The 14153-nt window shown below is 37.1% G+C and carries 13 protein-coding genes; 2 read left to right on the forward strand and 11 right to left on the reverse strand.

The annotated features are described in order from the left end of the window. Positions 1-35: 35 nt before the first annotated feature. The 11 genes from HNS38_RS10900 to HNS38_RS10950 all read right to left on the reverse strand — a co-directional run bounded on the left by HNS38_RS10900 (position 36) and on the right by HNS38_RS10950 (position 12510). Positions 36-1655: an FAD-dependent oxidoreductase gene (locus tag HNS38_RS10900; RefSeq protein WP_172346453.1), complete on the reverse strand. Its 1620-nt coding sequence runs from the start codon at positions 1653-1655 to the stop codon at positions 36-38. A 232-nt stretch (positions 1656-1887) separates the two neighbouring features. After that, positions 1888-4224 (reverse strand): NAD(P)H-dependent oxidoreductase subunit E, encoded by a 2337-nt coding sequence (locus tag HNS38_RS10905; RefSeq protein ID WP_172346454.1) that lies wholly within the window; start codon positions 4222-4224, stop codon positions 1888-1890. A gap of 122 nt (positions 4225-4346) precedes the next feature. Then, the gene (locus tag HNS38_RS10910; RefSeq protein WP_172279190.1) at positions 4347-4667 is read right to left on the reverse strand and encodes a type II toxin-antitoxin system RelE/ParE family toxin; all 321 of its coding nucleotides are present in this window, start codon (positions 4665-4667) and stop codon (positions 4347-4349) included. Beyond that, on the reverse strand, positions 4649-4885 hold the full coding sequence (locus HNS38_RS10915; RefSeq protein WP_172279188.1) for a hypothetical protein: 237 nt from the start codon (positions 4883-4885) through the stop codon (positions 4649-4651). Before HNS38_RS10915 ends, HNS38_RS10910 begins: the two co-directional genes overlap by 19 nt. Positions 4886-5112: 227 nt before the next feature. Then, positions 5113-7065, reverse strand: coding sequence for a PQQ-binding-like beta-propeller repeat protein (locus HNS38_RS10920; protein WP_172279186.1), 1953 nt, complete (start codon positions 7063-7065; stop codon positions 5113-5115). A gap of 170 nt (positions 7066-7235) precedes the next feature. Further along, on the reverse strand, positions 7236-7595 hold the full coding sequence (locus HNS38_RS10925) for a four helix bundle protein (RefSeq protein ID WP_172279184.1): 360 nt from the start codon (positions 7593-7595) through the stop codon (positions 7236-7238). Between the two features lie 191 nt (positions 7596-7786). Further along, positions 7787-9142 carry a 4Fe-4S binding protein gene (locus HNS38_RS10930; RefSeq protein ID WP_172346455.1) on the reverse strand — a complete coding sequence of 452 codons (1356 nt, stop codon included), beginning with the start codon at positions 9140-9142 and terminating at the stop codon, positions 7787-7789. 220 nt (positions 9143-9362) lie between these two features. Continuing rightward, a complete protein-coding gene (locus HNS38_RS10935) occupies positions 9363-9944 on the reverse strand; it encodes a ferredoxin (protein ID WP_172279180.1) in 582 nt (193 codons plus the stop codon). Next, positions 9937-10140 (reverse strand): hypothetical protein, encoded by a 204-nt coding sequence (locus HNS38_RS10940; RefSeq protein ID WP_172279178.1) that lies wholly within the window; start codon positions 10138-10140, stop codon positions 9937-9939. Before HNS38_RS10940 ends, HNS38_RS10935 begins: the two co-directional genes overlap by 8 nt. A 2-nt stretch (positions 10141-10142) precedes the next feature. Then, complete coding sequence (locus HNS38_RS10945; protein WP_172279176.1) at positions 10143-11114, reverse strand: NHL repeat-containing protein; 972 nt, start codon at positions 11112-11114, stop codon at positions 10143-10145. Between the two features lie 7 nt (positions 11115-11121). After that, positions 11122-12510, reverse strand: coding sequence for a PQQ-binding-like beta-propeller repeat protein (locus HNS38_RS10950; protein ID WP_172346456.1), 1389 nt, complete (start codon positions 12508-12510; stop codon positions 11122-11124). Positions 12511-12792: 282 nt separating this feature from the next. Between HNS38_RS10950 and HNS38_RS10955 the strand changes: the two genes are divergently transcribed. Both HNS38_RS10955 and HNS38_RS20220 read left to right on the forward strand, forming a co-directional pair. Continuing rightward, positions 12793-13593 carry a hypothetical protein gene (locus HNS38_RS10955; protein WP_172346457.1) on the forward strand — a complete coding sequence of 267 codons (801 nt, stop codon included), beginning with the start codon at positions 12793-12795 and terminating at the stop codon, positions 13591-13593. A gap of 287 nt (positions 13594-13880) precedes the next feature. After that, positions 13881-14153 (forward strand): hypothetical protein (locus tag HNS38_RS20220; protein ID WP_216663696.1); only part of this gene is annotated, 273 nt, incomplete at its 3' end.

Below are 14153 nucleotides of genomic sequence, written 5' to 3' on the forward strand. Positions count from 1 at the left end.
AATTAGTTTTATTCGCGAAAATTAGCGGACCTCTTTTACTTCAAACTAATAGCTCCAGTAGGACAAGCCTCTGCACATTCCAAAGCGGTTTTATCAAAAATATCTTTCATGTTTTTATTGAAGGGAATATTGATTTCAACAGTATATCCTCTACCAATACTCGTAAAGCCTAAACTGTCTTTTTGTAAGGCTGAAATATCCACACAAAGATTACAACGGATGCATTTTTCTGGTTCGTAAACGATAAGTTCGTGCTGCATATGTTTCTTGAGGGTTTTGCGCTCTCCAAACATAAACTTTCTGCGGTCGGCTTTATATTCGTCAGAGTAGATTCTTAGTTTACAAGTATGGGGTTTCCGGCATTCACAATGCATACAGCGCTCGGCTTCTTCCACAGCTTGGTCCATTGAGAAAACTCTTGAACCCTTGTCTAACTCTAATCTTTCTTTTCTAGTATCAAATGTCCCTTCGACAGGCCTGTCTATCGACGAGGTAGACTCAGAAACCTTAGATGCACACTCTTTTAAATACTCACCCACCTCTTCCTGCTTTAACTTACCAAATCTAGAATTGAACATTCTATAGATTTTTTCTGGATTTTTTTTAGCTAAATGATCATGGATAGAGTGTGCCACTTGTTTTCCTTGTGCCACTGAAGTCACTGCCATTTTTCTAGAGCGAATCACATTTCCACAAGCAAAAATGCCTTCTCCATTGACTTGAAAAGTGGCTTTATCAGCTAGTAAACCAAACTTATTATTCTCGAAGCCGAAGTCTTTCATTATACCATCCTCAAAATTGCCTAAGGCAAAAACGACAGCATCAAAATCCTTCTTTAATTCATCTTCAAAAATGGTTTTATCGATAGTGGTATTCAATCGGAATTCTGCTCCATAATTCTCTACCATTTTTACTTCTGCACCTACAGCAGAATTTGGTAATTTCTCCTCAGGGATATCATATCGGAGGCTTCCTCCAGCTTCTTCATTCTGATCAAAAATCACTACCGAATGACCCAATTTAAGTAAATGAAAAGCAGCAGACAATCCTGCGGGGCCACTACCGATTACCGCAACATTTTTTTCTGAGGAGGCCAATTTTTCGGGTAAGTAGTAATCATCGGACTTTAAGTCTTCATCGGCAACCATTTTCTTCAATTCACAAATGCTAACAGGTGCTTCAGCCTGACTTCTTCTACAAGCACCTTCGCAAGGAGCTGGGCAGATATAGCCAAGGATGAGTGGCAATGCAATCTCTTCTTTTACCAATTTCAATGCTTCATCAAACTTTCGCTCAGCAATCAATCGGTTCATTTTTGGAATGTCCATATAGGCCGGACAAGCAGTGCGACAAGGAGCTTCGCAATCTCCTACATGGTCGCTCAAGAGCAATTCTAAAGATTCTTTTCTGGCTTCAAAAATCTCCTCATCATCGGTAATGATTTCCATTCCTTCTTCAGCCGGCAAGGCACAAGAAGGATGTAATTGCCCATTTTTGGCATCTTTCACCAAACATAACATACAGCTGGGGTGATTGCCAAAACCATCTTTGAAACACATGGTAGGGATTTCAATGCCTAAGCTCTCTGCTACTTTAAGTACTGATATACCTTCAGCAACCTCCACAAATCGATTATTTATTTTGAGTTTAATCATCTTTTTAAACTGAATTTTACTACCGTTCTACTAACACGGATTTGTAATCCGTGCACCAAACATTATTCTTTCATTATTACACGGATTGCAAATCCGCGCTAGCTTTTCATTAAAAATAATCATTATATGATTACTGCATTCTGCTTGCACGGATTTGCAATCCGTGTGCCTGACTTTAATCTTCATTTATTATGCAGATTACAAATCCGCATTAGCTTTTTATAGAAAATAATCATCGTATGATTACAGCATTTACAGGACAAACCTGGCGACAGATATCGCATTTAATACATTTCTCATTCTCCACCACATGTACTTCATAAGGTTTTAGGGCAATGGCTTGGGTGGGACAATCTTGTGCACATTTGGTACATCCAATACATTCTTCCTCTATGAAATACTCTATCATTTCATGGCATTTTCCAGTACTACAAGTGCCATTGATATGCTCTAAATATTCTTCTCTGAAATATTTCAAGGTAGATAGAATAGGATTTGGTGCGGATTTCCCAAGACCGCATAAGCTCCCTTTTTTGGTACTATAAGCTAATTTTTCCAACACCTCTAAATCTTCCATATCCCCTTTCCCACTGGTGATTTTCTCTAGAACATCTAACATTCTAGTGGTTCCAATACGGCAGAAAGTACATTTTCCACAACTCTGATCTTGGGTAAAGCTTAAGAAATACTTGGCAATATCTACCATACAATCGTCTTCATCTAAAACTACCAATCCACCAGAACCCATCATGGCTCCCGCTTCTTTTAGAGATTCAAAATCTATAGGTGTATCCATCATAGAAGCAGGAATACATCCTCCAGATGGGCCGCCTATTTGCACCGCTTTAAAAGCCTTTCCATTGGGGATACCTCCACCAATACGCTCTACAATCTCCCGAATACTAATTCCAATGGGGACTTCTATTAATCCTCCCCTATTTATCTTTCCAGCCAAAGCAAACACCTTGGTTCCTTTGCTATTTTCTGTTCCTATTTCTTGGAATTTCTCGGCGCCTTTGCGTATAATCCAAGGTACCATAGCGAAAGTCTCTGTATTATTAATTAAAGTTGGCTTTTGGTTTAACCCTTTTACCGCAGGATAAGGCGGACGCATGCTAGGCAATCCTCTATTTCCTTCAACCGAAGCAATTAAAGCCGTTTCCTCTCCACAGATAAATGCACCGGCTCCTTCAAATACTTCTACAGGGAAGTCGAATCCACTACCTAAAATATTCTTGCCAATCAAACCGGCTTTCTCACAATAATAAAGGGCTTCTTTAATTCGCTTTACTGCCAAAGGATATTCTGCTCTAATATAGAATATTCCTGAGGAAGCCTTCACAGCAATAGCCGCTATCATTAAACCTTCAATCACTCTAAAAGGATAAGATTCCAATAGCATTCTATCCATAAAAGCCCCAGGATCACCTTCATCACCATTAACGATAACATACTTCTCTTTATCGGTGGCATTCTTTACCATTTCCCACTTTCTATAGGTTGGGAAACCTCCTCCGCCTCTTCCTCTCAATCCACTCTTCTCAATGGATTTAATAATAGCATCCTGATCTAATTCCTTAAGACATTTTTTGAAAGCCTGGAATCCTCCTAGTTTTAAATATTCTTCTAAATCAGTGGGTTGTAAAAATCCTCTATGCTCTGTGGCAATATTAATCTGACCATCTAAAAACTCAGCAACAGGTGTATCCACCTGCTCAGAATCATATCTTTTAACCGACTTTGGGATGTCTTTCAATACATATTGGTCTATGATTCCAGAAATATCATTCTTCCATCGGGTCCAAATACTCTTGGACCTAAAATGTTTCCTGATGATTTCACTAACCTCTTCGGCTTTTATTTTTGTATAATAAGTTGGGCTTTCGTTGGGTTTATGAATTTCGAGCAAAGGCACCTGATTACAAATACCCACACAGCCCACTTCTTTCACATCCACATTGGCTTGGTTTTTCTGTAAAGATTCCTCTAGTTCTCTCTTCACATCGGAACTTCCACTAGCCACACAGCAAGAACCTAATCCGATTCTCACCTCTCCGTCTTTATTAGCATCACTTAAACTTGCTGCGAGTTTTGAGGTTGCTGGATTTACATCCGAGGAGAGAAAATCTTCGAGAATCTCTTTTACTTTGGAAGGCTCTACATGTCCGAAAGTAGTTTGGTCGATTTGCACAACGGGCGCAATGGTACAACACCCAAGACAAGCTACTTTATCTACTGTAAAAAGTCCATCTGAATCCGTTTCTTTTTGTTCTGGGATGTTTAATTCTCGTTTAAAAGCATCATAAACCTGCATGGCTCCTTTCACGTGGCAAGCGGTACCCACACACACTTTTATCATGTGTTTCCCTACAGGTTCGTGACGAAACTGAGAGTAAAAAGTAGAAATCCCATAAATACGCTCCAATGTAATCTCGGTGTTATCGGCCACATGCTGCAAAGCCTCTTCAGGCAAGTAATTATACTCGTCCTGAATGGCCTGTAGAATGGGTATGACCGCTTCTACCTTCCTGCCTTTTTCGGCTATTATTTGATCTACTTTTTGTTTCATATTTTGTCCGCGAATTACGCTGATTTTCACGAATATTGATATCCATAAAATGAGAGGATGAAGATAGTAAAAACCAGCCTATTTGGCTCCAATTTTGTAAAGTTTAGAATACTTCTAAAAGACTATGTATACTTTGAGATTCGCTTACCTATCCGCTTATTATATGGATTTCTCCTACAATCCCAAATTAGAATCACCAAAATAAGTTGGTCGTAGATTTCATAGATAATTTGATAATCTCCAGTATTATAAATTTTAACTGATTCAAATCTGGTTTTCAGTCCTATATTGGGGTTTTTAGAGAGTGTGAGAAGTGTTTTAGAAATCTTATTATTTAGTTTTATGCTATACTTGTTCGATTCAATTCGATTTCTATAAAACTTGAGGATTCGGAATAAATCATTTCTTGCTTCTATAGACCATTCTATTCTTCTTTCAGCCATTCCCCTATTTCATTTTGGAGATCATCATTTGAAATGGTTTTCTGATTCTTGAAATCCTCTCTTGCTTCATTTACTCTTCCTATTTCATAATCACTAAGTTCATAATAATCTGAAGAAACTTTAGATTCTATAATCGTTTTAATGGCATTTAAAAATGATACATCCTCGATTTTTGAAAGATGTTGCATGATATGATTTCGAATTTCTATTGTACTCATAATGAAGAATTATCTTACAAAGATAAGGAAATTGATGAATGGATATTTCGAACTTCTAATATCTTATTTTCGCCTAATACCAAGGATACGTTTCATCCTTTCAAATTAGCTAAGGGATCAAAGCCTTGAGCATTGCGAAAGGATTGAGGCCCTGGTCTGAAAACCAAGGACGCTATCCCTTTTTACATTTCACCTCCGCTCCATGTATACTTCAGGGCTATCATCCTTTACTTTTTCCCTATGCATACCAAACGTTTATTACCGCGAAGATAAATTCTTCCATCCATAAAAGCTGGGCTGGTCATGCCATCTTCTCCTAAAGGATTGGAGGCAATAGATACAAATTCTTTTCCTGCTTTAAACACATGAACAATTCCGCCCATATCCATTAAGTAAATATTTCCATCGGAATAAATGGGTGAACCATAAAAACCATTATCAAATTCGTTTTCCCAGTATTTTTCTCCGCTATTTGCATCGTAGCAAGCTACTACTCCATAGCTGGTGGCTAAATACATCAACCCATCTTTTACAATTGGGCTTGGTACATCGGAGAGCAATTCATCATCTTCCCAAAGGATTTCTGCTGTTTCACCCAATTTGATGGCTACTAATTTGGCATATTCATTCACTCCAAAAACTAGTCCATCGCCATAGGCAACTGAAGGACCAACCTCTCCAAAAATGCAATCCACTTGCCAATTCTCTACTCCTGTTTTTGGATGATAGGAGGCGATGATTGGGTCGGCAGCTAGGATAACTTCCATCTCATTTCCGGTATTGACAAGAACCGGAGAAGCCCATGATACTTTTACTTTTCTAGGTGTTAAATAGATTTGTTCTCCTGTGAATATGTTCAAACCCATCAGTTTGGGATTTTTCTTAATGTCATATTGGACTATTAGAACCTCCTCATGAACTACTAAAGATGAGGAATGACCATAGTGGTTATTGGTAGCGCCGAGGTTCTTATCCCATAGTTTATTTCCTGATAAATCTAAGGCTACTAAATCTCCATTTCCAAAGAGGGCAAAAACCTGAATTCCATTGGTAGTAAGACTAGGAGCTGCCAATCCTGTATCATCAGTTACTTTGGGTGATTTTTCTGGTGAGCCTGGGACAGCACTTACATCGTAAGTCCAAATGATTTCCCCAGTATTTCTATCGATGCAATAAACTTCTCGTTTATTAGCATCCGCTCCACTTAAAAATAGTTTATCACCCCAAATTATTGGAGAATTATAACCATGAATGGGGATTTCTATTTTCCAGAGGATGTTATCTCCTGTGCTGGCATCCCAAGTGGTAGGAATGTTTTTATGGAAATCGATTCCATTGCTTCCAAATCCTCTGAATGCATTATAATTGGCTTTGAGTTCTGCTTCTGTTGGAAAACTTGGCGTGTTTGAGTTTTCCTCTTTCACTACTTTATCTTCTTCTACAATGGGCTCTGCTTTTACTTGTTCTTCTTGCTGTACTGATTCTTCTTTTTCAAGTTCTTTCTTCGGTGTTTTTTCTATTATCTTTTCTTCTATTTGTTCAGGTTTAGGCTCCTCTTGTTTTTCTTCAACTATTGCAGGAATTTCCTCTGGAGGAGTCTGGATAGGTTCATTCGGATTTTCAATAATGGTTTCTTGAGAAGCTGGAGTGATTTGAGCTTCCGGAGTGGACTCAACTTCCGTTTTCTGAGCAATAGCATAGTTTAAATTCTCACCCAAATCTTTATGGTTTAAAAAAGCGAATGCTAAGGCTATTACCACAATAGTTCCTCCAGCAATACTCACCCACAGTCTGGTTTTCTTTTGGCTCGCAAATCCCTCTTCTCTTTCTGTAAAATCGACTTCTTTTCCTTTATTGGTCAGCTGCATTTGCTTGGAAATCACCAAAAGGATGATACTCATCAACAATAAATATCCACCAGTTCGAACCTGCCACTGCTTGGTAAAATAGGCCTTGCGAGATAGCAGGTCTAAAGCTCGAATCTGATCGCGTAATTGTGCATCATCGGGGTTTTCATTGAGTCGCTGTACCAAACCTAAAATGAGCTCCGACTCCACCGGATCCATGGTTTTGTATTGCGCATAGTTAGCGATTAACAACACGGATATGAGCAGGGCGAATGCTATGCTTATTCTTGCTATGGTTTCCCAGGTTTTTATGTTATTATTTCTTGTCTTCATTTTTTATTTGAAAGAGTTTTTAGTTAACAGTTAATAACTAATAGTTAACAGTTTAGTATTCACTGGATTCATACAACTATTTCTTGTTCTTGTTTTTCTTTTTCATTTTATAAAAGTGAAAAACTAATAGTGAATAGGTAACAGTGTTTACCCTCCTGAAGTTCTTCCCTCTATTTCTTATTTTTCTTTTTCATTGTATTTATTGTTGATATCAACATTCTCAATAATTCTTTTGCGTTATGAACTTGCTTTTTATATTCTTCTTTACCTAAATAATCTGTATCCTTCAGTAAATCTAACCAATAAATAGTTTCGTTAGCTTCTTTCAAAGATATGCTCATTTTATGAACAAAATCAGCATCACTTTGTGCAAACTCTGCCTCTCGAATATTAGCTCCAATACTAGTTCCACTTCTTATAATTTGCTTCGTTAATATGTATTCTTTCTTTTCTTGCTGAAGCTTCTTCACTAATAAAACAATCTCTACAGCAAACAAATAACTCTTTTTTCTTAAAATCGATTCAGTCATGACATTATATTTAAGGCGTTTATAATTTTATCATTTCTAATATTTCAATTAAGCACAAACTAATATTCCTCAATTCCAAACAACTATTAACTTATAAATAAACTTCCTTACCAACCAGAAAGGAACATTCAAAACATGTATAAAACCTCCCAAGCTATCCCAACTGTTAGTTTTTCACTATTAACTGTTCCCTAATTTTCCACAGGACAATAATCCATACACCTAGCACAACTTAAACATTCTCCTTTATTAGGCTCGTAATCTTCTCTATATCTAAATAAACTCAAACCTGCCAAGGTAAAACCGAATACCAATCCTAGGAATCCTCCTAACCATATCCCACCTATATAAAACTGTTTTAATATAATATCTGCTTCAGCATATAGTTCTTCAGCAGCTTGCCCCGACCTTCTATATGCATCTATTTCTAATGTTTCTTTTTTACTGCTGTTCTCATCAAATCCTCCATTTTCATTGATGATAAAAATCTCCTCCGCTAATTTCATTTTGGGATGAACCATAGCTAAATTCTCATGAAATTGTGCTCCTGTCCATGCTCCCAAAATGGCTAAAGCTGGAATAATCATAGCTAGAGACACAAACCTTCTCACACTTTTCTTTTTGGGTTCTTTTGGCACTGAGACTTCTGGAATTTCTATGGCTCCAAAAGGACAGGAATTTTCACAAAGCTTACATTGAATACACTCACTTGGTGTGATGGTCATGTGATATTTTGAGAAACGACTCATCCAATTTAGTAAGACTCCATAAGGACAGAAAAACCGACAATAGGGCCTGGCAATAAAGATACTGGTGAGTAAAAACAATCCTCCAAGAACAATCATGGTGAATTCTGCATTGATTCTATAAATACCCACAAATGGATCGTAGCGACAAATCACAAAATCGGTGGCTGTAGCGGCATACAAAACGGCCAATCCTAAATAGATAAAAGGAATTAAACCCAACAATTTTTGTAGCCAAGGTTTGAGCTGCAAAGGCTTCCAAGCAAATATATCTTGAATGGCACCCAATGGGCAAACTCCTGCACAGAAAGTCCGGCCAAAGAAAAGAGCATAAATAAGTGGTATCAGAAAAAAGGCCAATACAGTAAGTGGGATTTTATAGCCAGGATTAAATAAGGCAAGTGCAATATTTTGTAAGGAGCCCACTGAGCAGACACAGCCTTCTCGATAAAAACCAAAATAGAGGATGCTAAATAGGGACATCCAGAACACGCCTTTTCGAGATCTCTTTTTCAAAACCAACCAGGTGATTAAACTCATTGCCACCAGCAATACAAATACATCGAAGTATTCCATAAAGTCGGAACGAGGTAAGGTGAGTTGATGAGCTTCTTGCTCGAAGCCTGACTCGAACTCTGGTTTTGGGAACCTTTGGGCTGAAGCATTGAAGGAAAAGATGGATAAGAATAAGACTAGGAGAAGTGGTATTAATCTTGGTTTTAAATTTTTAGAAAAGCTAAAAACACGAGAGAATAGCCTTGTGATATACAAGAGGCTCGCGCGGAAATGTTTTCCGTGCAAACTTAAGGAAGTATTGAGAGTATTTTTATCGCACGGATTACAAATCCGCGCTAGCTTGGGTGCTAGCTTATTTTCTCTAATATATTTTTCAAAGAATCTTTGCCCCGACCCTAAAGGGAGGATTCTTTGAAAAAACTGTCTAAAGTCTAAGGAAGTTGTGTATTCTTTTTTGCTCCCTTTAGGGAAGGGGCAATCAAAAAAGTTAATATCCCAGTTAACCTTAAACATCTTCACCTCCGCTAAAACCTTTGGAAATATTCTTTTTACTGCTGGGCACTCGCTCAAAAGCGTCGGCAGGGCAATTGGTGGCAATGGCACATTGATTGCAATTCACACAAATATCGTGGCTTACTTGTAATTGTAAGGAGCCATTTCCGAAGGCATCGCAGCCTGCTACACATTTTCCACAGCCAATACAGAGTTCGTCAATGATTTCGTATTGAAAAAATGGATCTTCTACAAAGTTTCGCTTGATGGCTCCTGTTGGACATAATTGATTTTCGGCGCCGGTATGTAATTGTTTAGCTTCGGGACGGAAATAGCCACCGCATAAATCGCAGTAGCCACACATATCGAAAACATGAAGACATTTTACTGCTGATGGAGTAACCACACAATGGGTAGCACAACGGCCACATTGTACACATTTGGCCGGATCGAGCTGCCAAAGCATATCCTCAGAGGAAGCATCTTTGGCTAAAAAGATTCCCAAACCTCCTAGCGACAATGCAGCTGTGAGCCGAAATCCCTTTTGTAGGAAATCTCGCCTACTCAAATCCTTATTTTTCTCGTCCTTACTCATTTACTCTCTTTTCTTGAAATTCTCGTGCTTCTGGCAAACTACAATTGTCTTGCTTTTTGCAATTTCTACACACAAAACTAAAATCGCAGACCTCCTCCGTTTTCCTTCCGAATAGTAAATAACCACTCAATACTGCCAATGATAAAAGGCTAGTGGTTCTAAATATTTTTCTGATAAAATCTCTTCTGTTATACATGGCTACTCCTCCAATTTTGTAAAGATTCTTATCTGTTTTCTTTTAGGATCGATGGCCAATATTCTATCCTTTGAATCCACCGCCAAATCAATTCCTTTAGTTCCTAAATCAAACGACTTAGGAGGAGCTACCACAGAAAGAAACTCTCCGGTTGGGCTTGTGATTTTTATTCTTTCTATGCCCTTTTCACTAGTCACGAAAGAACCATTTGAGAGGATAGCAATATGAGAAGGGTTACAACATCCGCTAAATCCATCTACTCCCATGGAAGACTTTTTCCAAGAAGATATCAAACGACCATCTTCCTGATAAGACTCCAATTGATGTCGGCCTGAATTTACCGCCCAAAGCTCTCCATCCCTACCTAAGGCCACATCAAAATAAGGACTTGGAATCACAAAACCATCAATACCTTGACTGGGGTCTTTTCTTCCTATTTCATTTTGAAACTCCCCATTCAAATCATATCGGAAAATTATTTTGTTTCCAGCATCCGCCAGATAAATATTTTGTTCATTCACTGCCAAACTGGTGAGGATGGCATTTTCAGCATGTATTTTCCAAGTATCAATCAATTCTAGGCTTAAAGTGTATATCTGAATCTCTTTTCTGCTTCCCAAATATAATTTCCCTTGTTCAGAAATGGCCATACAAAAAGCATCAAAACCAGTTTCTATTTCATGGAGAAACTGACCAGATTTATCATATTTGATTAATTTATCAGCTCCACTTACATAGATATAATCGTCTTTATCTATAGCAATAGCGCGTAATGCTTCTATTTGGGTGAAGATTTGCTGAATTTCCTTATGGGAAATATCTTGGGGTTTGACATCTTTAAAAGTATCTAAATTATACTCATAAGGATTTTCGTTTGGCTTCTCGAAAACGCCAAAGAAATCCATAGCCATAAAACCAGTAATGGCTAATAATAGCACAATTGCAATGGGTATGATGATTTTATTTCCTTTCATAATATCCTTATCTTTTTTCAATATCAATGCATACTAATGTTTTAGAGTCGCGCATCAGCAATCGACCATCGGCAATAGCAATAGGTCCCCAAGCATCGTGACCATCTAGTATTTTATGCTTATCTAAAAGTACGAATTTTTTGGTAGAAGCTTTAGCTATGGATAAGGTTCCTTCATCTTTAAGAATGAAGAATTTTCCATCAGCAATCACATAAGGCCCGAGCCCGTAGCGCTCCTCTTTCCCACTTGTCCACAGAATATTCATGGCATCATCAGCCTGGCAACAGACAAATTGATTTCTTTTGCTTCCGGCATCTTTGGGTAAAATGGTGAAGATATGGTCTTGAAAATATATGGCTGTTTGCTGTTCCGAAGCCATCCCCTGTTTGGGTTTGAATTCTTGTAATAGCTCTACTTTATAATTTCCTGCTGATTCTTTCACTTGAAACAATACAGAACCTGCACCATAACCTGCGGTCATAAATATTTTTCCATCTTTCAAAATCAGAGGAGAAGGTGCTACTACATTAGGTGCAAAATCTTTCATTTCCCAGAGCAGCTCTCCAGCATTATCGCCTTTGGCAGCCACTCCACAAATACCACCCACCGCAGCATAAACCAACATTTCTTGGCCATTGAGTGCCATGGGCATCACCGAGGAGTGAGACATTTTCCAATGATTTGGATTTGGAGTTTTCCAGAGGATGTCTCCGGTTTTACAATCCACGCCCATAAGCAAACTATTTCCTCCGGGAGCTATTATCGCCACATTATCTATAATCAAAGGACATTGACCGGTGTACCAAAATGGAATTTCTGCTTGGTAATCTTTCACCAAATCTAAACCCCAAATCAATTCACCGGTTTTTCTATCGCAGCACATCACTTGGGCTTTTGGACCTAAACTGACAATATAATCTTCATTTACAGCTGGAATGGTTCTTGAAATCCCATGATTCCTTTTAATATGGACTTTATAGCTTCTTCGCCAAAGCTCTTCTCCAGTTTCGAGAGAAAAGCAGCGCAGGGCATCGGCTTTTTCATCCTCCATATAATCGAGGATATAGGCTTCACCATTGTAGATGGCAGGAGCAGCATGGCCTTCTCCCAATTCCTTAGTCCATAAAATATTAGGACCAGATTCAGGAAATTTATCGATAAGAGGAATAGTTCCAGAGTAAATATTATCTCTTTGCCCTCCTCTAAATTCTGTCCATTTTCCTTGCAGTTGACTAGAGGATTCAGCAAAACGAATAAAATCGGCTCCAATCTTCACTTTCTCTCCACTTCCAGAAATGCTATCAGGACGATTATCCATACCTGGCACACTCATTTCAAAATCCTTTACTGGATTATAAAATAGCCAAAATGCCAATAGCATCAGCGCTATCAGCACAGAGCTTAGGATTAGATATGTTTGTTGGTTCTTGATATGTATTAGTTTTTGTGAGTAGGAATAGTTTTGCAGGGTAAAAATACAAAACTATATGAAGTTGGGCCTTAATGATAAATGGTTTGGGGCTTATTTTTACTTTGTATAAAGAAAAGGGGATTTAAGAAAACAGATGAAAATTATGCTGTTATCATGTCTAGTATTATGATTTTTTTTAGCTTTGAGTTTTATAAGATTTACTTCATGAAGTACCAAGCTATTTTATATCCATTATTCCAAATTAACATGAAAAACAAAACATCAGCCTTGCTAATATTTATATTATTGATTAGTTTCAATTCAACTGTTAAATCTCAAAACTATTCAGATTGGGTTTTGATTGAAAAAGATGATACAATCGCATGTAAGATTACCCTAATTAATGAATACAATGTCTTCTATGAATTCAAGGATGGCAAAAAGGTAAAAAACAAAATCTCCTCCAAATTAGATCTTATTGATTATCTATCTAACACACAAGAAAAAATTGAAATACATCAAAATATAGATTCAATACTATTTTATGGTTATGATTTTTCTAATTTCAAAATAATCGATGAAAAAAGAACAAAACAAGACATCGTTAGCTTTATAATGATTTGGACAGAACAGATGGAACTTTCGCTAAAACCTGAAGATGTGCAAAGCTGGATGAATATTGGTAGTTTTAATTACAATCTTGATTATATCAACAATTCAAACCTTAATTTGAACTCTAGACGTTTAGTAACAAAAAAGGTATATTCAATACATCCTGACTCCATCCAATCAATAATAAACAAATACCCAACAAATAACAGTAACTCTCTTGGATTCACTATTATATATGAATATTTTTCAAATTATCACAAAACAATTTCCGCATATTATGTGTTTTTTGATACACGATCAAAAAAGATACTCCAAATTGATCAATACAAATCAAAATCAAATTACAGCTATAATAGAGTGAAAGAATGGGGGTTTGCCATGTTTGAGGGATTTAAAAGCTATTCTAGACAATTAAAGTTCAACGAGGAAATCAAAAGATATCAAGACAATAAATAAAGGAAACAAGGACGCTATCCCTTCATTCTTCAGGGCTATCATCCTTTAGTTAGGACTAAATAGATTACTGCAAAATCTTTCACCTATTCTTGTATACGAAGTTGATATTAACTAAGAACCAGACAAGCATCCACAAAATTCAAAAAAGATTAATCATCACTCTCAAAAACCAAATCTTCGGAATAAATCATAGCCCTCTTAGTAACTTTTACTGAATACTATGGTTAATTTTATTTCAAGGATGATAAAGGAAAATAATTATTTAATTTTAAATTATAAATACAGTTATGGAAAAAATTGAACAAATAGACATAAAAAGTATCCTTACAAGAAAATGTTACAGTGTGTTTTCTAACATAATGTCTAAGTATGATGTGAATATTTTATCACATCCATGGAACGAACATTGGTGTATTTTTGCTAATCAATTAAAATTTGACTTCAATGATATTATAATAGGAAATATTACTGAATTATCAGGACTGTTTAGATCATTGGTTGACAGAGTGGATATACCGGCGTTATTGTGCCAGTCATACCGACGTTATTGTGCCAGTGTG

This window comes from Lentimicrobium sp. L6 (assembly GCF_013166655.1).
GTDB lineage: Bacteria > Bacteroidota > Bacteroidia > Bacteroidales > UBA12170 > UBA12170.